Source organism: Emticicia sp. BO119 (assembly GCF_013912375.1).
Taxonomy (GTDB): domain Bacteria; phylum Bacteroidota; class Bacteroidia; order Cytophagales; family Spirosomataceae; genus Emticicia.
The window spans coordinates 169,591-193,329 of sequence record NZ_JACETV010000008.1; the positions used below are offsets into that span (position 1 = coordinate 169,591).

Below are 23,739 nucleotides of genomic sequence, written 5' to 3' on the forward strand. Positions count from 1 at the left end.
TATTTGTTTTACTTTTTGGGTGCGTAACCCAAGCCCTTTGCAATCATTCTGCCTCTTTGGCGAAAAATTTCTGAATCTTGTATGGGGTCAATTCCCAAACCATCTAAATAGCGATTAAAAAAACAGAACGTTGCTGCTATAATCACCGTATCATGTATTTCTATATCTGTTGCCCCTAAATCTCTGGCTCTTTGTATCTGGCTTTCTGAAACATATTTGCCGCCTTTTTGTACACTTGTAGCAATATTTAATAAAGCTTTCAGTTTATCAGAAATCGGTGCCTTTTTATAATCTTCTTTAATTTGTTCTATTAGTACTTCGTTATCATCTAAATAACAGGCCGCCACTGCTCCGTGTACTCCTTCACATAATTGGCAATCATTCAGTTTAGATACTAAAGTACCTATAATCTCGCGTTCGGCTTTCGTCAGTCCATCTTCAATACATAGAATTCCTTCTGTAAATGCGCCTAAATGCGGTGCAAGATGTGGGCGAAAAGCCATCAATCCTCTCATTCCTGCCGCATTGTCAGGCAATTTGATATAAGCCATTGAAATTCTTTTTTGAATTATGAATTAATTAGGTTTGCTTCCTTTTCTTTGCTAAAACAGGCCATGATAAAAGCCACAATAAAAGTACTCGAAAATGCAAGTAAGGCGTTTCCAAAGCCACCAAAAACAGTTACTAATGCACCTACAAAAAACACTGCCGTAGCAGTAAAGAAACGGCCGACATTAAAGCAGAAACCTGTTGCTGTTGCTCTGATAATTGTAGGAAAAAGCTCAGGTATATAGCTTGACAATGATCCTTGACTAATTCCGAAACACAGCGTCAGTAAAGCGGTTTCGACATAGATAACCGGGGTGAATGTTTTATTCGTTAAAAATAACAGACAGCTTGCTACTATCAGACTGATAAATGTCAGCATAAGGGTTTTTCGGTTGCCTAATGTCTGAATCAGAAATCCTGATAAAATTCCTCCGGCAATACCTCCCAAGCCTAATAACATCATTGTATTACCCCTTTCATTTTGTCCGGTTTGGCCGGCAGGCAGTAAGGTTTGCACCCAAGTAGGTAGCCACGAAAATATCCCCCAAAGGCCAATTAATACAGCACCAAATATTATAGAGCCTTTGATCAGGTTCGGCCTATAGGAATTATCAAACAAACTACCTGATGATGTCTGCTCAACATTTTTAAGGTTTTGCCATTTAGGAGATTCCGGTAATAATACTGCTATCAAAATGGCTATGGCTGCTGGTATCAACCCAATCCAGAAAGCATTATGCCATTCTGAGAATAGTTTGCTTAATCCACCAGATGCTACTATGCCTAATGGAAAGGCAATTGCCAGGATACCCACAAAGACAGGGCGTGTTTTCTCAATCCAAATTTCAGAAATATAAACCGTTGTTACCAGCAATACACCGCCCACACCCATACCCGTAAAAAACCGACAAGCTAACAATATATACCAGTTAGTGACAAATACAGTCAGCAAAGTGGCTAATCCATATAATCCTGTTACTAATACCAATACTTTTTTACGACCGATTTTATCGCTTACCACCCCAAACAAAATACCACCAATCATCCAACCATATAATGAGATTGCACTGATATATGCACCCTCCTCTCCTAAGCGTGCTTCTGAAATTTTCTCATCCAATAGCTCAGGTATAGCTACGGGCAAATAAACCGACATTAAAGTGGAAACAGTCCCCCCAAAAGCATAACTAATCAGGCACAGAATAAATGCCAGTATTCTGATATTGGATGAAAGCACTTCCTGTTTTAAGTTATTCTCCGTGATTAAGGTCATTGTTTAGGTTTATTAAAAGTTTATCGGGTTTTTGAAACTATAGCTTGATGCCTGAATTGACTGTGATACTTAGAGCGATAATATTCAAAAAGAATCATAGGTAGGACATAGTCACCCATGCGCTCAATTGTTTCAAAAATATCTCTGGCAGTTCCTACAATCGGGAAAAGCAACTCAAATCCTAATTTGTATAAGCATATAAATATCAATAAGCCCGGAATACGAGGTCTGAGCAAGACAAGAAAAGCCAATACAATCTCGAACATACCAAAAATCTGTAAGTTTGAGCCAGTCATCGGCAACCCGATTCCAGTCATGTTTTTAATTAAACCCGGATGGTTCATAAATACAGCCAAACCGCCATGGCCTGCTAATAGACTAAACAGGCTTAATCGGGGTATCCATTCGACCAGATAAGCTTGTTGGAGTGAAAGCGTAGCAAGTGGTTTTAGTTTAGACCACCATTTTTCGCCTACAACCGGAAATCCATATAACAGTAAGAAAAGAATCGGCACCCCGAAATTACCAGCACGCTCAAAAAACTCTGACATCCCCATACTGGCTGACGGGCGCAACAAGGCCGTAAAGACTGTCCAGAAAGATGCCCATAATAAGAGAACTCGGTTAGGGTAAAAAAATACAGTAAGCCCTATCAGGATATCCATTGCACCAATCAAGGGCATAAAATTGTAGGCAATTGGTTCGTTTATAAAGAAAACTTTAAAAAATGGTAACCAACCTTTCTTCAAAACGATGCCCCAGAAACCATGTCCAACAAAGCACCCCAATACACCCATGCGCAACCAGAAGAAAAGTTTTTCTTCAAAAGCAAGTTTTGAAGAAAAAGGATTAATGAATAGTGAATTACTTGTACTCATACTCTTTAATTTATATAGTGTTTTTATAAACTCCAACTCCTCTTTTTATTACTGAGTTTAGTTATACAAAAATCTAAATGTTTTTACTTTATAAAAAATTTAAAGGCCAATTATTACTATTTATTAAGTCTTCATTTTCAAGCTATTAGAGTATAACAGGCAAAATTAGTCACAGCATAATTAATGCCTGTTTTTCGTTAACTATCGTAATAATTCATCAAAGTTCAAACTTACATAGTACAAACCACCAACAGCAGGAGAGCCGTAAGCTTGTACAATGTACTGATTAGTCAGATTTGATGCGCCAACCTTGATAATAGATCTGATAACTGGCACTTTATAACTTACCTGTGCATCTAATAAACTATAAGCATTGATTCGACCCGGGAAATTAGAAGTAAATGTACCGTACCAATCAAAAGCACTTTGCCAGTGCCATGCTATACTAAAGCCTAATTTATCAGTCAATTTCGAATTGCTCAACACTACATTAGTTTTCCAGGTTGGTGTATTAAATGCCGGAATATTACTTGGATTTGCATCCATCAGATTGAAATCAATCCAGGTTATATTGGTATTCAATCGGTAGCTCTCAGGAAATAAATAAGAAAGCCCGGCACTTACCCCCTGAATAGAAACCTTATCTCTTGCATTTGTATATAATTGAAATGCCTGAGTTTTACCACCTAAAATATCTGCTGCTGCGGACGGATTAATTGACCCATCTGGCAAAAGAACAGGGTTATCAGGACGGATAACTACAGTATTGATGATAAAATCTTTATACTGGCTGTAGTAATAATTAATATCAAATAATAGCTTCTGGTTGAATACACCTTTATAACCAATCTCAAGGCTTTGTACCTTTTCAGGCTGAATATAAGGCACATTAGATTTCACCAGTTTGTCTTTATGATTCGCAATAGCTGTCTGTGGCGGAACACCCTGTGCCAATTGCGCCCCTGCAGCACCACCAAATGCACTTACAGAAGCGACAGTAAAAGAGTTTTCATAGGCACCCATACCTACAGAGTTTACGGGAGCACCACCTAAGATAATGATTGGTCCAACATTCAGCTTAATGTATTGGTCGCCAATTACAGGGTTACGGAAGCCTGTCTGATAAGAAGCTCTGATGTGATGATTATCATTAGGAGAAAAAACTGCTGAAGCTCTTGGAGTAAAACGGCCGTCAAAATTTTCATTTTTGTCATAACGTCCAGACAAGGTTATTTTCAATTTATTATTCGCTAAAGATTTTGAGGCCTGAATAAACGCCCCATACTCATCATTTGTCAGATTTTTATCTTTATCATCAAATAGTGTTCCTTGTGTATCTAAGTAATATCTTCTGTAGTTGGCACCAACTTGTATATTAACCATTTTAAACAATTGGCTGAAATCATACATACCTTCAATATGTTTCAATCCACAACGACTGAAAATACCCGCACCGCTTAACCCTTGTGTTTTAATTAACTGCTCTTTGGCAGCATCGAATGCTGATGTACCAGGTAGTAATCTTCCCTGGTCGGCAAAGGTCCGGGCTATTGTATGATCTTGCCCTGTTATGCCATTAATCGTTCCGTTATAGGCCGCCGTATAGCGCTGGAACCAGGTAGCATCTGCCTGCGCAGGAGCAACAGTATTACCATCAAGACCTTTTACCCACATTCGGTTAATCAATTGGCCTAACGAACGGCTATTATATGAATCCTGCGAGTCTTCCTGATTTGAATACGCTCTTACATAGAAATTGCTTCCTTTTAATTCCAGGCGATGCTGCATCATGTGGAAATTATTGATTACAAACCGACTACTACCTGTATATTGCGCAATACCCTCACTATAATTTGCCTGATAATTTGCTTCAAGATTATCGGTAATGCGATAGTACACTGAGCCGTTTAATTTAAGGCTATAAACACCGTATTGTGCTAAATCTTTCTCTTCATAACCAGTTCTTGATACGCGACCAATACCTGCAATAGTTTGTGCTACTTCATCGCCATAGATATTCAATGAATTTTTGCCGGGGTTGTCAGGACCACGGCTTCCCGCAGCTGTATTCGGGTCAACATCAGTATAGTCATTGGCATACCAGTCTGTACCTTTGAGATAAGCCACATTTGCTTTAAAAGCGAAACGGTTGTTAAATGCTTTAGCGTATCTTAAAGCCAAATCATATACAGGTTTCGCACCAAGACTTGTTCCATCGTTCAGGTGATTCACACCCAATTTGGCCTGCGCACTTAATCCCTGGTAATCGAACGGATTTTTGCTTCGAATCTGCAACATACCATTGAAAGCAATAGGACCGTAAAGCGCAGAGGCAGCACCTGGAATTAACTCGACACTTTCAACATCAATATCGTGCGGGCCGAAAAGGTTGCCCATTGTAAAACCTAAGCCTGCCGACTGGTTATCAACCCCATCTACCAATTGGAGGAAACGGCTGTTTCCGGTAGTGTTAAATCCACGGGTATTGATTTGTTTATAAGTAAGACTACTGGTTACCATATCCAGCGATTTCATATTAAGCAAAGCATCATAGAAATTAGGAGAAGGGCTTTGCTGAATACTTCTTGCATCCATCTTCTCTATGCTTACAGGCGAACGTAAGATACTTTCCTCAATTCTTGAAGCAGATACAACCACTTGATTCAGGTCTTCCGAACCTGCCTTCAAGGAAATATTTAATAATGAGGTTTCACTATTCACAACTATTTCCTGACGCTCGTAGCCGATCATTGATACTACTAAAATGACAGGAAGTGTGGTGTTCAACTCAAAATTACCTTCAGTGTTAGTGATGGTTCCTGCTACTTTTCCTTTAATAGCTATAGAAGCCCCAACTAATGGTTTTTGCGTTTCAATGTCCGAGACTTTGCCTCTAACCAAAGTTTTCTGGGCAAAAACTCCACTTGAAACAAAAAATAAGAAACTAATATATGGAAAGATTTTTTTCATCAGAATTATTCAGGTTAATACTCGAGTGATAATGATTTTAATACTCCGTTTAACTATTCTTCAGGTGATCATAGCCTTGTGGTAATCGTGTGTACCCATGATTGACGATTCTTTCACCTAAATACTGATAAAATGAGGAGTCATCAGGTGTAACGCTCGCCAAGCCATCAACATAGCGGTTATATAAACAGAAAAGCGCAGCAATCAATACAGTATCATGAATCTCTATATCTGTTGCACCTTGTGCTTTAGCATTAGTTATGGCTTCAGGCGAAACACTTTTTCCACTTTTTTGTACCATTTTAGCAATTGTCAGCAAGGCTTTCATTTTATCACTGACTGGCGCATTGTCTAAATCATATTTTACCATTTCACAGGTTTCTGACTCTCCTAATAATAAATCAGCAGCGGCTGTATGAGCCGAGGTACAGAATCTGCACTCATTGTTATGTGAGACTACGGTGGCTATTAACTCTCTTTCGCCTTGTGTCAGAGAATTGTCACCTCTTAATAAGATTTGTGTCAGTTCGCGAATAGGAGCTGCTGTATTCTGACTGAATTCTAATAATCCGGTAATGCCGGGTAAATGGTCAGGAAGTGATATATGAGGCATAATTTTGGACAATAGAAATCCTGTATTGGTCAATCTTGGCCAATTTGAGTGATGTTATAAATAAAAACAGGGAAAGTTAACAGAATGAATCTGCTACTTAGCGAGTGCGATTATAACCTAAAAAGGCCATTTTCTCACCCATTTCACGATAAGCCTCGTTTTCTTCCGGAGCCCACGTGCCTAAGCCATCAACATAGCGATTAAACATACAGAATGCTGCTGCAATCAACACCGAATCATGAATTTCTTCATCGGTAGCACCTTCGCTGCTGGCAGCCTCAATATCTGCTGCCTGCACATATTTTCCGCCTTTTTGTACTTTTGCGGCAATGTTAAGCAAGGTTCTCAGCTTAGGTGAAATGTCTGTTTGAGCAAAATTCATTTTGATGTCATCAATTATCGATAAATCACAGGCTAAATGTGCCGCTGCCGCTGCTCCATGAGAAGTATGGCAAAAATGGCAATCATTCAGGTGCGAAACGTAAGAGGCAATCAATTCCCGTTCACCACTCGTCAGCGTAGACGGGCTTCGCAACAAAGTTTCCGCTAAATTCAACAGCGGTACGGCTGTACGAGGATTATTGGCGAGAAGGCCCGAGATACCCGGGAGTTCCTCATTCAACAATTTGATATAAGCCATAATCAGAAACGGTAGGCATAAGTTGCTGAGATCAGATAGTCAGCAAATGCGGCATCGCCGTGTTTTTTGCCTGTGGGGTCTTGCATATCACTCCACGATTTAATGCGATTACGAACGACTGCGTACGGCACAGCAAATACAAAAGAATGATGGTGTGTATTGAGCAATAAACTTGGTTCTACTGAAACAATATAACCCGGACGACGATTGCCTTCGCTGCTACCTATTCTATCAATAGCTGGTAGCCCCTCTACTCTACCGCCCAAAGCAAAAGAGATTCCGCTTTTAGGTATAATGGCATAGCTTAAACCTACCCTGCCGGCAAATTGATCTGGTACTGAAAAATTGGTGGCCGGATTTACTACTTTAGGGCTGAACATATAGAAACCATTAAAATAGACCGATGCATTTTTGAATATAGACTGATACCCTTGAAGCTCAACGCTATATCCCCAGCCACTATCACCTAATTGCATGGATTGGTCAAGTGCTTTACGCTGAATATATTCCTTTTTGTTTTTGTCTAATTTATGAAAATCTCCCTGCACGTTGGCATCACCAGTTGGAGCCTTAACACCCACACCTATAGCAATGTTACCTTTCAGGTGAGTGGCTGGGTTTAACAACCAATAGGTAGTTGAAAGACGCATATCACCTACACCTTTTGAGTATGTATGGAAACGCTTCTGCTCAGGATTAGTCTCAATCGAATTACCATAATGCTCATATAAAGAAGAGCGGTCATTATCCAGATATGGGATATTTAAAGCAAAACTTATACGGGGGTTTACGGCATAGCTTAACCCAAAATCAAAAGCATGTGAATTATTGATAACCTGAGTCCCGTTTTCGATACGTTCTTTTTGCTCTTCTGTTCCAACAAAGTGGCGGAACGAGTGAAGATAACGGTAAGACGCTGTAAACTGAAATTGTCCACCTTTCATCATTGATGCCGGACTATTGGGATTACCAGTAGCCGAAGCCATGTGACGAACAGCAATACAACCCTGAGAATAAGCATTTATTGCTCCCATTAGCATTGCTATTAAAAAGAAAGAATATATTTTTTTCATTGTTAATACGTTTGAAAGAAAATGTAAATAGATTTTAAATCAATTCCAGAGGTCTTATAGACCCGAGCCATCGGCCTTACCGCGAGCTATGGCATATTGACCGATTTTTTCTCCATGCTCCAACCCTGTCTGGGCGTCAAACCGGTAGTGAATCAGACCATAGACTCTTGAATTAGATGCCTCTAATGCCATAGCTTTTAGCTTCTCTGCTTCTGATGGAAAAATAGCACCTAATACAGTAGCTGCCGCACTTGAGAAAGTTGAATGACCTGAAGTATATGATTGAAAATTTGGTAATCCTACAGAGGTTTTCAAACCAAATTGCTGAGGGCGAGGATAATAATAATAGTTCTTGGTATCCCAGCAAGCAATTCCGGCATCCATTTCGGCAGTTCCTAAAAGAGCTAACGTACGTGCAGTTGCCAGTTCACTATATTTGTTTTTAAAGCATAAATTAGCCGCCGCTCTGTGCCAATGCCCAGGAGGAGTATAACTTCCTGCCCCATCAGACCAATAATTGGCTATCCGGGCCTGCTCACGTGTTTGTCCTTTATCAATCTTTTTCAATTCATCAAGATCCTTGTTGAATTCATCACTATCCAAAGCAGGAGGTGGGCCAGGACGCATGGCAATCATCGTTGCTCTATCAAAATTCCAGGTCTGTACAGTACCATAATTTGGAAGCATAGGTGGGCGGGCAGGAAATTCCTGACTTAACCATTCTGATTTTAAACCCATAGCTTTGGCATTTGCGATGGCTGCAGCATTGACTGTCTGATTGTTAGAAGCACTCATACCATCAGCTTTTGCTCTACCCATTACTTTGGCCGCAACCGCTTTCCCTAATGCATCGCCTGCTGCAATATCAGAATCCACATTCATTCCACCCCAGATACGGGCATTTTTTGCTTCAGCCAGCTTAGCGTCTAAAAGTGGTACTTCGCCCGGAAACATAGCTACTAAAACAGTATATGAGGCAGCTGCCACAACTGCATCTTCTGATGGATACGATGGCAGGTCAGAAACCGGTAATAAGGCAGAAACCGAAGCATCGTTTTTAGAAGGTGCTTTACGGCTATACTTATACTTATAATTCCAGGCAGCAACTAAGGCATCATATTGAGCTACGCTCAGATACGCCAAAGCACGGGCTACATATGGTGGGTTGGCAAATGGAAATTTAGGGTCTGCCAATGGATTAGCCGCATCAGGAGCTGGATATTTGCCTTCTGCATTAGAAGCAGGAGGGATATTATAGCGTGCTGATAATTCGCGGGCTATCTCATTCCAGCGATATACGGCGCCAGCACCCCAATATGCTACTGCTTTTTTGTTTTCTGGAGTAATGGTAGAAATGGTAGTTTTTAGCTTGGTAATCTCTGCCTGATACTCTACAGAATTAGTCGCTTTAGGCTCTGCAACGGGAACTTCGTCTGAACCGGCTAAAATATATGTTTTCCATGTGCCCCCTTTTTCATCTAATTTGGCAGGAATATAAGCCTCTTTTAGTGGCTCTTCCAGCTCTTTGTTACAAGATGAAACAAAAACGCTCAATGCTGCAAGAAGGATCAGTGATAAATGTATCTTTTTCATATTACGGCCCCTTGTTCGATTAATGAACTGCTTGGGGAAGCATATTTTCTGTGATTAATCTTTTCTACAATTTTATTATTTGGTGGCCTCTGCCGACTTCGTTCTGAAATTTATCTGATATAAGAACCCTGCCGAAATAGTAGTTGACTGGCCCATGTTCTGACCATCTATTACTCTTCTGACAGTTAGATTGAAACCAATGTTTTTAGGCTGAAATTTGCCGTAAAAGCCTACACCAGTAGATTTCATATTGTTTGTCGGGAAAGGCATATCATTTCGGCGGATATAGTCGCCACCTACACAGGTATTTTTATCAATGAAAATCTCTGCCTGAATGCCTTTTTTATAATACCCGGCGCGTGCAGCCACATCAGTTGCATTGGGTATTCTTACTTCGTTGGTATTATAAACCCGATCATCGGCCTGGTAAGCGTCTCTGTCAACTTTTATATTGCTACGAAAGATATAGCTTCCGTGAGCAGTTATATAAAAGCCCGATTTATGTTTATAATGCACAATCAGACGTGTAGTAAATGTTTTAGCTCCTATCCCGATTGACATCGGTAAAAAATCTTTTACATAGTTTGTTAAAGGGACAGAACCTCCTAACACTCCATGTAACGACAATCCGTTTTCAGCTTGAACCATATTGTATTTTGCAAATAACGATAAATCTTGCAGGCCTTTTTGTCCCATTAGATTCCCAGCACTTGTCTTAGTCCATACATAAGGTACTCCAGCAATAAGATTCAATTTTTTGGTAATTCCATAGGCAACCATTGGCATAACACTCTGCATTGTATATGTCCCGATATTCAGGTTTTCTCGTTTGAGGTTATTTTCCCAATATTCACTCCATTGACTGTTAGAATATGTCGTTGCAATACAAATTGATTTTTTATTCATATAGATTGCATCATGAGGCATTTGAGCATAGGTGTTCATACAAACACTGCCTACCAACACAAGTATTAACTTGTAAAGTAATTTCATTTTTAAAATACAGAGTTTTGGTTAAAAACAGTCTTGTTATACAAGAGAACCATTCACTTTGCAGGCATTGAGAAGTGGTATCAGGGAAATCTGAAGCACTTTCGACAAATACCCATGCACGTAGGTTGTAAACCTATATGATTCACTCGAAAAGTGTGTTAATTAGAATGTAAATCCCATCATCGATAACAAAGTGCACACTTCGCCCATCTTTGACAAAAATTGTAGAAAAGAAGAATCTGTTTTAAACCAAATCTGGCGGAGGAGAATGAACTAATGTTGTTGTAGCAGGAATAAACTCCTGATAGGTGTAGATTTTTAACGGGAGGTCCTCAACCCAAAAATAAGCAATTGTGTGGGTACTGAACTGAGTATAATCTTTTGTAAGATTCTTAAAGAAATTAAGTGCTTTTTTACCCGGACTCGTCGGCTCGTCACTCACATGTTTCTTTACTTGTTGCAACAAACTAAACACATTTTCACGGCTTGCGTTTTCTTTGGTACAATAAGTGTAAAGGGTATCGTTGGCAAACTTACGTTGGGTAGTACGAAAAAAATTACCTTTGAAGATAATAAGACCATCTGCATCTTCTGATTCATTCCAACTGGACATATAAGGAATAGCCATTGGAACTTTCATTACTAATTGCTCTCCATTTTCTTCATAAAATACATTTGTCTGTACCATACGTTGCTCCTGCCATTTGTCCATTAAAAAAACAAATGTAGAGCCAAGTATATTACAGATAAGTAATACAAGGAGCGATATGGCAGCAACTTTTTTCAGTAGTAGTTTTGGTTCATGCAACAAATTAATCAATTAAATTGAAATTTTCCAACAACTTTTTACATTTTATTGATTTTTGGTAAATGAATATTCTTTTTAATAGCCAAGGTACGAATGCCAAAAATGAATAAAACCGTTGTTATTTCAATTAATTCATCAGAGATATTTAATTGTTGTAATACAAAAAACAGACACCCCCCTATTATACATACAGTAGCGTATAACTGACCTGTGCGAAAAAGTGCCGGAATTTCGTTTAATAATATATCTCTTATCACACCACCAAAACAAGCAGTAATGGTTCCTAAGATAATACATGATGGAATATTCAGTTGCACGGCTATGCCTTCCTGTATTCCTCTTAAGGCAAAAAAACCAAGACCAAGCGAATCGAAAAAAGTAAGTGTTTTATCCAAATGATCGATTTTGCTTCTAAAAAGAACCGTTAAGCCTGTTACACCTATAATTAAAAGAATAATTGATGAGTCAAGAATCCATCTGACAGGTAAATGCCCTATCAACATATCTCGGATAGTGCCTCCACCAACAGAGGTAACAAATGCGATCACTAAAACACCAAAGATGTCTAAATTCTTCCGCATAGCAGCCAAAGTACCCGAAGCAGTAAAGGCAATGGTTCCGGCTATATTTATAAAGCTAAAAAATTCCATAGGTTTTCTTAATTTTGGAACAAAATTAGCCAGAAAAACGTCACCCTAACGTTATCTGAGTAAAATAGCTATATGCGCATAGACCAGGACACCGTTCAGCAGATTATTCAGGCCGCCGATATAGTAGAGGTGGTGGGCGATTATGTTTCTCTTAAAAAGAGAGGCGCAAATATGATTGCCTGTTGCCCTTTTCATAATGAAAAAACACCTTCCTTTTCTGTTTCACCATCAAAAGGTATTTACAAGTGTTTTGGTTGTGGAAAAGCAGGAGACTCTGTGAGGTTTGTGATGGATATTGAAGGTATAGGCTACCCTGAAGCCCTCAGACACTTAGCTAAAAAATATGGGATTGAAGTTAGTGAAAAAGAAATAACAAGTGAAGAACAACAAACCCAGAACGAAAAAGAGAGTTTATATATAGCCTTAGATTTTGCCAATAAGTATTTTCAGGATCAACTCTGGAAAACACCGGAGGGAGAAAGCATAGGGCAGAGCTATTTTAAAGAACGTGGATTTAATCACCCGACTATCCATAAGTTTGACTTAGGGTATAGCCCTGATGGCTGGGATACTTTTACCAGACATGCTTTAAAAAGTGGATTTTCGCTTGACATTCTTGAAAAAGCAGGATTGACTGTTGTCAGAGAAGGTAAAGATCCGATTGATCGGTTCAGAGGGCGGGTTATTTTCCCGATCCATAATGTAGCCGGAAAAGCCATTGCCTTCGGAGCCAGGATTCTGAAAAAAGATCCTAATTCACCTAAATACCTTAACTCCCCTGAAACGGCTGTCTATCATAAGAGCTTCATTGTTTACGGTATTGCTCAGGCCAAAAATCCTATACGGCAGGAAGAGAATTGTTATTTAGTTGAAGGTTATACCGACGTTGTTTCGCTCAATCAGGCAGGGATTGAGAATGTAGTGGCTTCTTCAGGTACATCTCTTACCAAAGAGCAAATCCAGTTAATCAGACGTTTTTCTGATAATGTTACTGTTTTATATGATGGGGATGCCGCTGGTATCAAGGCTTCTTTACGTGGGATTGACATTATATTAGAAGAAGGGCTGAATGTAAAAGCCGTTGTTTTTCCTGATGGGGATGACCCTGATAGCTTTGTACAAAAAGTGGGAAGCCAGGCATTTAAGGATTATGTCAGAAATACGCAAAAAGATTTTATACGTTTTAAGACCGAAATCTCCCTTAAAGATGTAGGTAATGACCCTATCAGAAGAGCCGAGTTAATAAAAGATCTGGTTGAAACTATCTCTAAAATTCCTGATTCCATCAAACGCTCGGTATTTTATAAAGAAGTTGCTTCTTTGCTAAGTATTGATGAGCATATATTGATTACCGAAGGCAACAAAATCTTTCAGAAAAAAGCACACGACTCTGAGAAAGAAAGACAAAGACAGCAAAGAATCCAGTCAGTTGCTGACGTTGATATTCCTGTTGAGAATTTTATTCCTACCGACTATGAGTATCAGGAGTTTGTTGAGGTAAAACAGGAAAAAGAAAGAACTGTTTTATCTTATCATGAAGAAGAATGTGTTCGGTTGCTGGTTTGCTACGGCAGCAATGTGCTTGAAAGGAATGTAATAGATAATATTGATTTTACACTGACAGATTATATTTTTAATGAAATAAAAGATATACAGTTTGAGAACCAGACTTATCAGAAGATTCTGAATATTTGTCGGGAGTTCCATCAGAGAGGAGAAATTCCTCAGACTTTATATTTCACAAGTCATCAGGATATTGAGATACAACAGCAAGCCATTAACTGGCTTTCTACGCCGCATCATTTAAGTGAAAACTGGCTGAAGTTTGAAATTTATGTGCCATTAGAGGCCGACAAGCTGTCAGATATGGCTTATACCAATATACTGCGCTTAAAGAAAAGCAGATTTGAAACTGATATGACCAAATTGGAGGCAGAACTAATGGAAGCTGAATCTTATGAAACACAGGAACAGATATTGATAAAAATGATGCAACTCAAAGAAGTAATAAAGAAAATAGCTAAACTACTGGGCACTGTAATACAAGGATAAAATTCTCACACAATAAAAACAATGATAAAAGATATAGATTTTTCGCCCGAATTTGAATTTGCTACCTCCAGAAGTGGAGGCCCGGGTGGGCAAAATGTAAATAAAGTAGAAACTAAAGTAGAATTGCGATTTAATATACAAGCCTCTATTTTATTGACAGACAAACAAAAAGCAAGGCTTCTGGAAAAATTAAAAAATCAGTTAGTCCAGGAAACAATATTAGTTATTACAGCACAAGAGAAACGCAGCCAGTTAAAGAATAAAGAATTGACCATCCAAAAGTTTTATGGAGTTGTGGAAAGCGCTTTGCATGAGAAGAAAAAAAGGCTGGCAACTAAACCAAGTGAAGTATCGGTAGAAAAAAGATTGAAGTCTAAGAAGATAGAATCAGATAAAAAAGCAATCAGAAATCAGAAGATAGAATATTAACTGACCATAAAATAAAAAAACGTCTGCTAACGCTTGCAAGCAGGATTAAATATTTATTAATGCCAATATCTTACCGTGATAATCGTTTTCTTTGCATAGATTATTTCCAACAGCCGAATGAAAAAAAATCTTCTATATTTATTAATTCCATTTTTTATAAGCTCTTGCGACTGGTTTACAAAACCTGACCCCGACCCACAACCTGATGTACTACCTGAATTCGAGACAACTCCGACTATTGCTACTCTTTCATCAAATATAGCTAATGAGGCTTCAGGAGTATGTGATAGCCGAAGTATGCCTGGAAACGTTTGGGTTGAAGAAGATGGCGATAACCCAAACAAAATTCATTTATTTTCGCATCAGGGGCAATATAAGGGGGCAATACAAATGCCATTCCCTAATCGGGACTGGGAGGATATTTCTATAGGGCCGGGGCCTGAAAATCAAAAAAATTATATATATTTAGCTGATATTGGAGACAATTTAGCCGTTTACGAAAATAAATATTATATCTACCGTTTTGTAGAACCTCAATCATTGAGCCAATCGGTTACAGCCTTTGACCGTATCTCTTTTCAATACCCTGATGGTAGCCGGGATGCTGAATGTATATTAATTGACCCTGCAACAAAAGACATCTACATTGTTACGAAGCGTGAATTTAATGTACGCCTGTATCGGCTTAAATATCCGCAATCTGTTTCAGAAATGCAGACAGCCGAGTTTTTACAAAATATTCCAATTCAGATTGTAACCAGTGGTGGCATTTCACCTGATGGCAAAGAAGTCGTGATTCGTAATTATGAGGTATTATATTATTGGTATCGAAAAGATGGAGAAACGATTCCTCAAACCCTTTCAAGAAGTAGAGATCTGTTATTACCTTATATAAAAGAATCGCAGGGGGAAGGTTTTTGTTTTGATAAAGACGGAAGTGGATATTTTACGAATAGTGAAAAACCTGACGGGCAAACGACTCCTTCTTATTTATATTACTTCTCTAAAAAGAAATAATACTGTATTTAGTATATTTCAACCACGGAGTTACTCTGTGAAAGATTCAGAGTAACTCCGTGATTAAAAACGCACCATTCTACAAAATATACTGACTCAAGTCCTTATTCTTTACCAGATTTGATAATCGCTCATTTACTATGTCTTTTGTAATAAGAATTGTAGAATTTGCCCCAATTATATCAGGTACCTCAAACATGATTTCGTTCAATAAATGGCTCATTACTGTTTGCAGGCGTCTTGCACCTATATTTTCAACTTCGCTATTGGCATGAAAAGCGATCCGGGCAATTTCTTTCAATGCTTCTGTATCAAAACTCAGATTTACCCCTTCTGCTTCAAGCATCGCTTCATATTGCTTTGTTAAAGCGTTTTTCGGGGCTTTCAGAATCTGATAAAAATTCTCTTCTGTCAGGCTTTCCAGTTCTACTCTGATCGGGAAACGACCTTGTAATTCGGGGATCAAATCGGAAGGTTTGGCAACATGAAAAGCTCCTGCTGCTATAAACAGGACATGATCAGTTTTTACTGAACCATGTTTGGTGTTTACTGTGCTTCCTTCTACAATAGGTAACAAATCTCTTTGTACACCCTCACGGCTCACATCAGGACCACCAGATTTGCCACTTGATGAAGCAATTTTGTCTATTTCATCAATAAATATGATACCTAAATTTTCGGCTTTCCAGATAGCTTCTTCTTTTACCTCGTCCATATCTATCAGTTTGGCGGCCTCTTCCTCCAATAAAAGTTTTCTGGCTTCGGCGATACTTACTTTACGTTTTTTACCTTTTTTCGGTAGCATTCCCCCTATCATCTCCTGAATATTCATCATCGAAACATCATCAATCGGGCCGCCCATAACACCAATTGAGGGTGTATTATTACCCTGCAAATCAATTTCTACCTTTCTATGGTCTAATTCTCCGTTACGCAACTTGTCCCTGAAAGCTTCACGTGTTTTTTCGTTCAACAAATTTTCGGTATAATCTTCGATTTCCTCTTTTTTGTTTTCAACCTTGAAACCAAATTCTTTTTTATCTTTTACAGGAGGAATCAGAATATCCAACAGGTTATCCTCAACTGTTTCGAGGGCTTTAGCTTTGACCTCTTCTTTTTTGGCAGCTCTCACCATATTTACCGATTGCTCCACCAAATCTCTTACCATACTTTCACAATCACGACCCACATAACCTACTTCTGTAAATTTTGAAGCTTCTACTTTTGTAAAAGGGGCATCAGCAATTTTTGCCAACCGGCGGGCGATTTCTGTTTTCCCGACCCCCGTAGTACCTATCATCAATATATTGTTCGGAATAATCTCTGACTGCATTTCTACATTGGCATTCATTCTGCGCCAGCGATTTCTTAACGCAATAGCTACGTTTCTTTTTGCTTCTTTCTGACCAATAATATATTTGTCGAGTTCGTGTACAATTTGTTGCGGTGTAAGATTTTCTATGATTTTCGCCATTAAAATAAGCTTCTATTTAATTGTTTAATGTATTTTATCAACAGTCAGGCTACAAATTTAGTTTTCATTCTTTCCAAAACAAAAAGCAGGCCTGTTTTTATGATTAGCGGTTGACATAGTTTATAAAAAACAGATTATTCTCTTTTGCCAATATTGTATCATTTTTCTAAACTGCCTTCATTCTAATTTATCGGTTAATGAAACGTGTTGTTAATTACAAAAGAATCTTCCAGATCATATTCCTTATTATAATTGCAGGTTTCCTGATACCCCAGATTTTCCGTATGCCAGTCAGGGGGCGCAACAAAATCAAGTTTTAATCAAAAGTCTTATTGGTATTATTCATGGGGTAAATCAGGTACTCACAAGGGAGTGGATATTTTTGCTGTCAAAGGTGTGGTGGTTAATCCGGCAACTAAAGGGTTTGTCATTTTTAAAGGAAATTCAGGCATAGGGTGCAAAGTTGTTATGGTTTTAGGACCTAAATGGAGGGTACATTATTATGCCCATTTAGATACCATTTCGGCTAAGTTTTTTTCTTATGTAAACGGGCAAAGTACCATTGGTACAGTAAGTGATTCAGGCAATGCCAAAGGCAAAGCACCACATTCACATTATTCTCTTGTTACACTTTTTCCATATTTCTGGCAGATAGATCGGGCTAAGCAAGGTTGGAAGAAAATGTTTTATCTGAATCCTATTCCTTATCAGAGCCAGGCTCTCTCCTAAGTCAAGACTTAATTTCGATCATTTCTCCTTCGGTATTACCTAAGTTTCTCCCCCATTTAGCGATGGCTTCAAGAGCGGGAATTAATGTTTTGCCAAAATCACTTAGTGAATATTCAACTCTCAATGGAACTTCTGCAAATACCTCTCTTTTTACCAACCCATCTTCTTCTAAGGCTTTCAGTTGTATGCTCAACATCTTTTCGGTTATATCAGGTATCTGCTTTTTTAACTCACCAAAACGGAGGGTTTTGTTACGTAAATACCAAAGTACTACGGTTTTCCATTTGCCACCTATGTAGCCCATCGTTACATCCATAGCACAGTGATACATCTTATTTTTTATCTTAAAAGCATAAATTTTTTCTTGTATTATCATTTTTTGAAACTTTTCTTATACTGTCAAATTTGACAGTTATTGCAAAGATAATCTACTATACATAGTTTTGCAACTATACTTTTTATAGTAACAAAATCAACAGTCTACTCATGAAAAAAATCGGAATTCTGGGCACAGGTATAGTAGGTAAAACTATCGGCTCAAAACTTATTCAATTAGGCTACGAAGTTAAAATGGGCAGCCGTACAGCTACTAACGAAAAAGCTATTGCCTGGGCTAAAGCCAACGGCAACAAGGCTTTGACAGGTACTTTTGCAGATGTTGCCACCTTTGACGAAATTGTTTTTAACTGTACCAAAGGAGAAGTCACCTTAGAGGTATTCAAACAGGCAGGTATTGAAAATTTTGATGGAAAAACCATTATAGATATTAGCAATCCGCTGGATTTCTCTCAGGGTATGCCACCAATTTTAGCACCACAATACAGTAATAGCAATTCATTAGGTGAAGAAGTACAAAAGTTATTGCCCAATGCTTATGTCGTGAAAACACTAAACATTGTGAATTGTGAGGTAATGGTAGAGGCAACAAAAAGTGGTGGTGTCCCGACTATGTTTGTGTGTGGCAATAATGCAGATGCAAAAGAAGCGGTACAAGGTATTCTGAATCAGTTTGGATGGACAGATATTATGGACTTAGGTGATATAAGCACCGCTCGTGGTACTGAAATGATGCTACCTATATGGCTAAGAATTTATCTTTCGACGCAGAACGGATATTTTGGTTTTAAAGTTATCAGATAAATAAGCATAAAAGCAATAGTCTTTCGTTAATACAATCGAGTATAAGAAATACTCGATTGTATTGTTTATACCCATTGCATATTATTCATGATATAATATTTTTTCATGGAAATGCTATAAAATTTATCAAGCAAACAGATTTTTTTGTAAGTTTGAAGTAAATATCAAGCGTATAAAATAAGCTTTGTAAATCGTAAAATCTCTGTCAGATTTTACATACTTTAATCTAATTTTCACTATTCAACTCTTCAATAATGCAAAACAAAAAGACAACGAACAGAAGGGATTTTATCAAAAGCGGTGCTGTTGCTGCGAGTGGATTCTTTATTGTACCTCGTCATGTATTAGGTAAAGGTTTTCTTGCACCAAGTGATAAACTCAATATTGCTGCCATTGGTGCCGGTGGTAAAGGTGGTTCAGACATTGCCAACGCTTATAACAATGGTGTGAACAATGTAGTAGCACTTTGTGATGTTGATATGGCTCGTTGTAAAGGCAGCCTCGAAAAATTCCCTACCGCCAAACGTTATAATGATTTCAGAGTGATGTTTGATGAAATGAAAGGAGATATTGACGCAGTAACTATCTCTACTCCTGACCATCAGCATGCAGTAGCAGCTATGGATGCAATGTCAAGAGGTAAACATGTTTATGTGCAAAAACCATTGACGCACGATATTTACGAAGCCCGTAAGCTTACTGAAGGTGCCAGAAAATACAAAGTGGTAACGCAAATGGGTAACCAGGGTGCATCAAATCCAACTCAGAAAGTAATGATGGAGTGGTTGGACAAAGGTACTATCGGAACTGTAAGCGATGTTCATATCTGGACTAACCGCCCTGTATGGCCACAAGGCAACCCTGCACCAACCGATAAACCTGCTTTGATTGAGTCGATGACTTCAAAAGACTGGGATTTATGGGTAGGTACTGCTCCTTGGGTTGATTATCACCCATTATATCACCCGTTCAAATGGCGTGGATGGTGGAACTTCGGAACTGGCGCTTTGGGAGATATGGGTTGTCACTTGATTGATCCTGCTTTCCGTGTATTAGGTTTGGGCTATCCAACAGAAATTGAATGTAGTGTGGGACAGGTATTCCTGAAAGACTGGCAACCAGAATATAATCCCGAAGGATGCCCGCCATCTTCAAGTGTTCAGATTAAATTCCCTGCGACCAAACGTAATAATGCTCCTGTTACTATGTACTGGACAGACGGTGGTATCCGTCCGTTCCATCCAGAGTGGATTCCTGCTAACGAGCCATTGGCAGAAGCAGATAGCAGCAATGGTGTATTGATGATTGGTACTAAAGGTGTAATGACTTGTGGAACCTATGGTAATACACCTAAGATTTATATGAAAAACGGGGAGAAAATAGACATCAATCCAAAAGCAGATCCGAACGTGAAATCGCTTCCTGAACACGGACATCAGGCATCTTGGGCTGAGGCTTGTAAAGCTGGTTTTAATAGCAAAGAACACAAAGGTCTTTCGTCGTCGTTCGATTATTCAGGACCATTGACAGAAACCGTATTGATGGGTAACCTTGCTATCCGTAGTTATAACCTTCGTAAATCGAACGGTAGAAATGGTTTCAATTACGACGGACGTAAAAAACTATTGTGGGATGGTACTAACATGAAGATTACTAACTTCGATGAAGCCAATCAGTTTGTACAACGCCAATACCGCGACGGTTGGAAATTAGTGTAATTAATATAAAAATATATCAATTATCTATAAAAATCCTGCCTCATAAGAAGCAGGATTTTTAGTTTATCATAATTGAGCCATCAGCTGAAAATCTTTTATTTTAGCCAGATACAGGTAATTCAGCAATACTGCATTGGTATTGTTAATTAAACGGTGTGCTTCTACAAAAGGCAGAATATGAGTAGTTATTCTTTCATGCTCATAGTCAGTTCCCATCTCTTTTTCATTCAGATCTGCTATTTCTTCGGCAGTCAAATATAACTCACAATAATAGAGATAAATGGCCTCATCACTTGTACCAGTACTCGGGAAAACCCTTTTCTGAGGTGTAACATCAATTAACTGTTCAGCCGTAACAGCTAATCCTGTTTCTTCTTTCACTTCCTGAATAGCTATTTCTAAAGGTGTTTTTGAGCCATCAACCATCCCTGCCGGATGCTCATAGGTAAATGCTCCTTCTGCAATTCTTCTTTGTTTTACCAATAACAGGTGCTTTTCTTTAGTTTCTTTATCAACCAGGCAGGTAAGAACTGATACTACTTCACCTTTTAAGAAACATATCGGCGGTATCTTATCTCCTTCAGGTGTTTCGGCATCCAGCATCAAAAGCGAAAAAAGTACTTCTCCATTGTAGCGATATCGGGTATAATGTTGCTCTATATGATTGATTTTTAAACCATTTCCTATAAGATTCTTTTTCCAAAGCTTAAATTTGTGTGCGTCTTCGAGTTTTTCGTTAGTCATAACAAGATTTTTCTACAAAAATAAGCATTACATGAATCAAAACACAGGAAAATATATCATCTTCATTGGCGGTATCTTAATTTTAATCGGTATCATCATTTATTTTTTTGCAGACAAATTGCATTGGTTAGGACGCCTACCTGGTGATATTCGTTATGAGAAAGGCAATACGCGCATTTATTTCCCCGTTGTTACAATGCTATTGCTAAGCCTACTGCTGAATCTCATTATTTACCTTATAAAAAAGTTTTTCTAAAGATTTTCATGCAACCAAATTTTTTTTGGGTGCGTCTGTATTGTAAAACCGATAAGAAGATTGTAACGCTAAAGATGAAAAAACTCTACATATACCTTTTGTTGGTAGGCTGTATTCTTTCAGCGTGCGATAGCATAAAGGATCTTCAACCTGCCTTCAATATGGGTGAAGCTGTGCCGCAGGCGGCTATTAATGCCATTAAGCAGGAGTTTCCGGAAGCTACACAGATAAAGTTTTCTACGCTTGAAAAAGATAAATTATGGGAGTCGAACTTTCAGTTTAAGGTTGACCGGATGTCGGCTATAGTCAACAATACCGGCAAGATTACAGAAACTTATAAGATAACCAATGGTGTACAATTGCCCGATAACGCTTTAAACTATATTACGACTAATTTCCCAAGTGCAACAATAAGGAATGTATGTCAGCAATTAGCTCCTAATAATACAACCGTTATAGGGTATAAAGTAATTGTAACTCTGACAGAGGGCAAAGATATAGCCGTCATCTTTGATGCTACTGGCACTTTGGTTATGGTAGCGTCTAATGACAGACCAGGCCCGGGAGGTGGCTCAATGGGAATAGGAGGACCTCCTAAAATCTATTTCATTGAGCAAAAAGATTTGCCCGAAGCCATCAAGGCTTATTTATCTGAAAAACACCAGAACTATTCGCTGATAAAAGCGGCCGTATCAATACAAGGAGGGAACAAGTTATATTCAGTTGTTATAACAAAAGACCTGACTACTTTTGAATATCTGTTTGATGAAAAAGGTAATATTTTAAGGTCAGGTACATTAGGGCTTACTGTTCCGGTTTATAAGTTAGATTACAAGCCTTTATCATCTAAAGATTTACCTCAGGTTATCAAAGAGGTGCTGAATTTGAATTTTACTGAATGGACCTATGAAAATGGGTTTACATTTTTGCAGAATGGAGCTTTACAAGGATATTATATTTTAATTACTTCTCAAAAAAAACAATTCGCAGTACAGTTTGATGCAAAAGGTGAAAATGGACGTGGATTTCAAGTATGTGGAGCATTAGGGGCATCAAGTGGTAAGTACGACATAAAAGCTATTCAACCCAAAGATTTACCTGAATCTATCACCAATTTTTTGTCTAATCGTTATCAGGAGTTTGCTTATATACAGACCTCTCTTATTACTGATAAAGATAAGAAAATCTATTGGGTAGCTATTGTCAAAGAAAACTTTGTTATTAATTATTCATTTGATGACAAGGGTAAAGTGATCGGAGCTTTTGAGAATCCTTTAAAATTCAGTAATGGCAAGCTTGTAGCAAAATATATGCAGGATAGCGACATTACAGTCGTAATTAAAGAGTATTTTAATACATATTATAAAGGTTGGGTATTTCAGGCTGGCTTAATGCACTATGTAGATAGTCAGTTATTTTCATATGTTATAGTTATCAGAGTGAGCAGTGAATTTTATATTTTAAGCTTTGATGCAGATGGCAATTTTGTGGCGGCAAGAAAAGGCTGATACCTCTATTGCAGCTATTATCGGGGGCAGATAATGCTAACCTATTTTAAACGTTATTACTAAGAACACTGCAATCCTTTTGAGAATGCCCAATGAAATTGAATTAGTACTTGGATGCCAAAGGAACGACCCCAGAGCACAAGCCGCCTTTTATAATCTCTATAAAGGCCGGCTCTTGGGTATTTGTCGGCGTTACGCACGCACGGTTATGGAAGCCGAAGATATTTTTCAAGAGGCTTTTATTAAGGTCTTTAATAAAATTCAGGATTTACAAAAACCTGAATCTGTCGAATATTGGGTAAAATCTTTGGTTATCCGAACTGCCATTGATCACTATCGGCAAAATACTAATGAACGACAATTTGTTGACTACCATGTACTGGAAGATACCGGTAATGCAGATATAAGTGCGATATCGCAGTTGGGGCATGAAGAAATTGTTGCAATAATTAATGAACTATCAGACGGGTATAGAATGGTAGTAAACATGTATCTGATTGACGGCTACGAACATAATGAGATTGCCAAAATTTTAGGTATTTCAGAGGGGACTTCAAAGTCTCAATTATCACGGGCCAAGGTTCATTTAAGAAAAAAGCTCATAGAAATGGGCGTAACTGTTTAAGAATAAT

Annotated in this window: 23 protein-coding genes; 9 read left to right on the forward strand and 14 right to left on the reverse strand. The window is 38.3% G+C overall.

Features of this window, described 5'->3' with window-relative positions; genetic code table 11:
* Nucleotides 1-8: 8 nt before the first annotated feature.
* The 11 genes from H1R81_RS22305 to H1R81_RS22355 form a co-directional block, all read right to left on the reverse strand.
* Complete coding sequence (locus H1R81_RS22305; RefSeq protein WP_181842967.1) at nucleotides 9-551, reverse strand: carboxymuconolactone decarboxylase family protein; 543 nt, start codon at nucleotides 549-551, stop codon at nucleotides 9-11.
* Between the two features lie 17 nt (nucleotides 552-568).
* Complete coding sequence (locus H1R81_RS22310; RefSeq protein WP_181842968.1) at nucleotides 569-1,822, reverse strand: MFS transporter; 1,254 nt, start codon at nucleotides 1,820-1,822, stop codon at nucleotides 569-571.
* 20 nt (nucleotides 1,823-1,842) lie between these two features.
* The gene (locus H1R81_RS22315; RefSeq protein WP_181842969.1) at nucleotides 1,843-2,700 is read right to left on the reverse strand and encodes a hypothetical protein; all 858 of its coding nucleotides are present in this window, start codon (nucleotides 2,698-2,700) and stop codon (nucleotides 1,843-1,845) included.
* 201 nt (nucleotides 2,701-2,901) lie between these two features.
* Nucleotides 2,902-5,670 carry a TonB-dependent receptor gene (locus tag H1R81_RS22320; RefSeq protein ID WP_181842970.1) on the reverse strand — a complete coding sequence of 923 codons (2,769 nt, stop codon included), beginning with the start codon at nucleotides 5,668-5,670 and terminating at the stop codon, nucleotides 2,902-2,904.
* Between the two features lie 49 nt (nucleotides 5,671-5,719).
* Nucleotides 5,720-6,283, reverse strand: coding sequence for a carboxymuconolactone decarboxylase family protein (locus tag H1R81_RS22325; protein ID WP_181842971.1), 564 nt, complete (start codon nucleotides 6,281-6,283; stop codon nucleotides 5,720-5,722).
* A gap of 97 nt (nucleotides 6,284-6,380) precedes the next feature.
* Complete coding sequence (locus H1R81_RS22330) at nucleotides 6,381-6,923, reverse strand: carboxymuconolactone decarboxylase family protein (protein WP_181842972.1); 543 nt, start codon at nucleotides 6,921-6,923, stop codon at nucleotides 6,381-6,383.
* Between the two features lie 2 nt (nucleotides 6,924-6,925).
* A complete protein-coding gene (locus tag H1R81_RS22335; protein ID WP_181842973.1) occupies nucleotides 6,926-7,996 on the reverse strand; it encodes a hypothetical protein in 1,071 nt (356 codons plus the stop codon).
* Between the two features lie 54 nt (nucleotides 7,997-8,050).
* Nucleotides 8,051-9,589: a phosphatase PAP2 family protein gene (locus tag H1R81_RS22340; protein WP_181842974.1), complete on the reverse strand. Its 1,539-nt coding sequence runs from the start codon at nucleotides 9,587-9,589 to the stop codon at nucleotides 8,051-8,053.
* 75 nt (nucleotides 9,590-9,664) lie between these two features.
* A complete protein-coding gene (locus H1R81_RS22345; RefSeq protein ID WP_181842975.1) occupies nucleotides 9,665-10,582 on the reverse strand; it encodes a transporter in 918 nt (305 codons plus the stop codon).
* Between the two features lie 244 nt (nucleotides 10,583-10,826).
* Nucleotides 10,827-11,294, reverse strand: coding sequence for a hypothetical protein (locus H1R81_RS22350; RefSeq protein ID WP_181842976.1), 468 nt, complete (start codon nucleotides 11,292-11,294; stop codon nucleotides 10,827-10,829).
* Between the two features lie 134 nt (nucleotides 11,295-11,428).
* Nucleotides 11,429-12,040: a trimeric intracellular cation channel family protein gene (locus tag H1R81_RS22355; RefSeq protein WP_181842977.1), complete on the reverse strand. Its 612-nt coding sequence runs from the start codon at nucleotides 12,038-12,040 to the stop codon at nucleotides 11,429-11,431.
* Nucleotides 12,041-12,112: 72 nt separating this feature from the next.
* Between H1R81_RS22355 and dnaG the strand changes: the two genes are divergently transcribed.
* From dnaG to H1R81_RS22370, 3 genes are all read left to right on the forward strand, one after another.
* A complete protein-coding gene (dnaG, locus tag H1R81_RS22360) occupies nucleotides 12,113-14,092 on the forward strand; it encodes a DNA primase (RefSeq protein WP_181842978.1) in 1,980 nt (659 codons plus the stop codon).
* Between the two features lie 21 nt (nucleotides 14,093-14,113).
* Entirely contained in the window at nucleotides 14,114-14,521 is a 408-nt protein-coding gene (gene arfB, locus H1R81_RS22365; protein ID WP_181842979.1) for an alternative ribosome rescue aminoacyl-tRNA hydrolase ArfB, read from the forward strand.
* Between the two features lie 117 nt (nucleotides 14,522-14,638).
* Entirely contained in the window at nucleotides 14,639-15,538 is a 900-nt protein-coding gene (locus tag H1R81_RS22370; RefSeq protein ID WP_181842980.1) for a PE-PGRS family protein, read from the forward strand.
* Nucleotides 15,539-15,617: 79 nt separating this feature from the next.
* On the opposite strand, the gene hslU is transcribed toward H1R81_RS22370, so the two are convergent.
* Nucleotides 15,618-17,012 carry an ATP-dependent protease ATPase subunit HslU gene (gene hslU / locus H1R81_RS22375; protein WP_220275289.1) on the reverse strand — a complete coding sequence of 465 codons (1,395 nt, stop codon included), beginning with the start codon at nucleotides 17,010-17,012 and terminating at the stop codon, nucleotides 15,618-15,620.
* Between the two features lie 372 nt (nucleotides 17,013-17,384).
* Between hslU and H1R81_RS22380 the strand changes: the two genes are divergently transcribed.
* Complete coding sequence (locus tag H1R81_RS22380) at nucleotides 17,385-17,741, forward strand: M23 family metallopeptidase (protein WP_310588103.1); 357 nt, start codon at nucleotides 17,385-17,387, stop codon at nucleotides 17,739-17,741.
* Between the two features lies 1 nt (nucleotide 17,742).
* Here the strand turns inward: H1R81_RS22380 and H1R81_RS22385 are convergent, their stop codons facing one another.
* Nucleotides 17,743-18,117: a helix-turn-helix domain-containing protein gene (locus tag H1R81_RS22385; RefSeq protein ID WP_181842981.1), complete on the reverse strand. Its 375-nt coding sequence runs from the start codon at nucleotides 18,115-18,117 to the stop codon at nucleotides 17,743-17,745.
* 110 nt (nucleotides 18,118-18,227) lie between these two features.
* Between H1R81_RS22385 and H1R81_RS22390 the strand changes: the two genes are divergently transcribed.
* Both H1R81_RS22390 and H1R81_RS22395 read left to right on the forward strand, forming a co-directional pair.
* The gene (locus H1R81_RS22390) at nucleotides 18,228-18,881 is read left to right on the forward strand and encodes an NADPH-dependent F420 reductase (protein ID WP_181842982.1); all 654 of its coding nucleotides are present in this window, start codon (nucleotides 18,228-18,230) and stop codon (nucleotides 18,879-18,881) included.
* A 254-nt stretch (nucleotides 18,882-19,135) separates the two neighbouring features.
* Complete coding sequence (locus H1R81_RS22395; RefSeq protein ID WP_181842983.1) at nucleotides 19,136-20,599, forward strand: Gfo/Idh/MocA family protein; 1,464 nt, start codon at nucleotides 19,136-19,138, stop codon at nucleotides 20,597-20,599.
* 66 nt (nucleotides 20,600-20,665) lie between these two features.
* On the opposite strand, the gene H1R81_RS22400 is transcribed toward H1R81_RS22395, so the two are convergent.
* Entirely contained in the window at nucleotides 20,666-21,343 is a 678-nt protein-coding gene (locus tag H1R81_RS22400; RefSeq protein WP_181842984.1) for an NUDIX hydrolase, read from the reverse strand.
* Nucleotides 21,344-21,374: 31 nt separating this feature from the next.
* Here H1R81_RS22400 and H1R81_RS22405 point away from each other — a divergent pair, with 31 nt between their 5' ends.
* The 3 genes from H1R81_RS22405 (at nucleotide 21,375) to H1R81_RS22415 (ending at nucleotide 23,732) form a co-directional block, all read left to right on the forward strand.
* The gene (locus H1R81_RS22405; protein WP_181842985.1) at nucleotides 21,375-21,599 is read left to right on the forward strand and encodes a DUF2905 domain-containing protein; all 225 of its coding nucleotides are present in this window, start codon (nucleotides 21,375-21,377) and stop codon (nucleotides 21,597-21,599) included.
* A gap of 74 nt (nucleotides 21,600-21,673) precedes the next feature.
* A complete protein-coding gene (locus H1R81_RS22410) occupies nucleotides 21,674-23,107 on the forward strand; it encodes a PepSY-like domain-containing protein (RefSeq protein ID WP_181842986.1) in 1,434 nt (477 codons plus the stop codon).
* Between the two features lie 85 nt (nucleotides 23,108-23,192).
* A complete protein-coding gene (locus H1R81_RS22415; protein ID WP_181842987.1) occupies nucleotides 23,193-23,732 on the forward strand; it encodes an RNA polymerase sigma factor in 540 nt (179 codons plus the stop codon).
* The last annotated feature ends 7 nt before the right edge of the window (nucleotides 23,733-23,739 follow it).

Excerpts from the sequence above, each read along its gene's own strand:
- H1R81_RS22310 (WP_181842968.1), bottom strand. The coding sequence starts at position 1,822 with ATGACCTTAATCACGGAGAATAACTTAAAACAGGAAGTGCTTTCATCC.
- H1R81_RS22330 (WP_181842972.1), bottom strand. The coding sequence starts at position 6,923 with ATGGCTTATATCAAATTGTTGAATGAGGAACTCCCGGGTATCTCGGGC.
- H1R81_RS22305 (WP_181842967.1), bottom strand. The coding sequence starts at position 551 with ATGGCTTATATCAAATTGCCTGACAATGCGGCAGGAATGAGAGGATTG.
- H1R81_RS22345 (WP_181842975.1), bottom strand. The coding sequence starts at position 10,582 with ATGAAATTACTTTACAAGTTAATACTTGTGTTGGTAGGCAGTGTTTGT.
- H1R81_RS22390 (WP_181842982.1), top strand. The coding sequence starts at position 18,228 with ATGAAAAAAATCGGAATTCTGGGCACAGGTATAGTAGGTAAAACTATC.
- arfB (WP_181842979.1), top strand. The coding sequence starts at position 14,114 with ATGATAAAAGATATAGATTTTTCGCCCGAATTTGAATTTGCTACCTCC.
- H1R81_RS22315 (WP_181842969.1), bottom strand. The coding sequence starts at position 2,700 with ATGAGTACAAGTAATTCACTATTCATTAATCCTTTTTCTTCAAAACTT.
- H1R81_RS22350 (WP_181842976.1), bottom strand. The coding sequence starts at position 11,294 with ATGGACAAATGGCAGGAGCAACGTATGGTACAGACAAATGTATTTTAT.
- H1R81_RS22320 (WP_181842970.1), bottom strand. The coding sequence starts at position 5,670 with ATGAAAAAAATCTTTCCATATATTAGTTTCTTATTTTTTGTTTCAAGT.
- H1R81_RS22355 (WP_181842977.1), bottom strand. The coding sequence starts at position 12,040 with ATGGAATTTTTTAGCTTTATAAATATAGCCGGAACCATTGCCTTTACT.
- hslU (WP_220275289.1), bottom strand. The coding sequence starts at position 17,012 with ATGGCGAAAATCATAGAAAATCTTACACCGCAACAAATTGTACACGAA.
- H1R81_RS22405 (WP_181842985.1), top strand. The coding sequence starts at position 21,375 with ATGAATCAAAACACAGGAAAATATATCATCTTCATTGGCGGTATCTTA.
- H1R81_RS22410 (WP_181842986.1), top strand. The coding sequence starts at position 21,674 with ATGAAAAAACTCTACATATACCTTTTGTTGGTAGGCTGTATTCTTTCA.
- H1R81_RS22335 (WP_181842973.1), bottom strand. The coding sequence starts at position 7,996 with ATGAAAAAAATATATTCTTTCTTTTTAATAGCAATGCTAATGGGAGCA.
- H1R81_RS22385 (WP_181842981.1), bottom strand. The coding sequence starts at position 18,117 with ATGATAATACAAGAAAAAATTTATGCTTTTAAGATAAAAAATAAGATG.
- H1R81_RS22325 (WP_181842971.1), bottom strand. The coding sequence starts at position 6,283 with ATGCCTCATATATCACTTCCTGACCATTTACCCGGCATTACCGGATTA.
- H1R81_RS22395 (WP_181842983.1), top strand. The coding sequence starts at position 19,136 with ATGCAAAACAAAAAGACAACGAACAGAAGGGATTTTATCAAAAGCGGT.
- H1R81_RS22400 (WP_181842984.1), bottom strand. The coding sequence starts at position 21,343 with ATGACTAACGAAAAACTCGAAGACGCACACAAATTTAAGCTTTGGAAA.
- H1R81_RS22340 (WP_181842974.1), bottom strand. The coding sequence starts at position 9,589 with ATGAAAAAGATACATTTATCACTGATCCTTCTTGCAGCATTGAGCGTT.
- H1R81_RS22370 (WP_181842980.1), top strand. The coding sequence starts at position 14,639 with ATGAAAAAAAATCTTCTATATTTATTAATTCCATTTTTTATAAGCTCT.
- H1R81_RS22415 (WP_181842987.1), top strand. The coding sequence starts at position 23,193 with ATGCCCAATGAAATTGAATTAGTACTTGGATGCCAAAGGAACGACCCC.
- dnaG (WP_181842978.1), top strand. The coding sequence starts at position 12,113 with ATGCGCATAGACCAGGACACCGTTCAGCAGATTATTCAGGCCGCCGAT.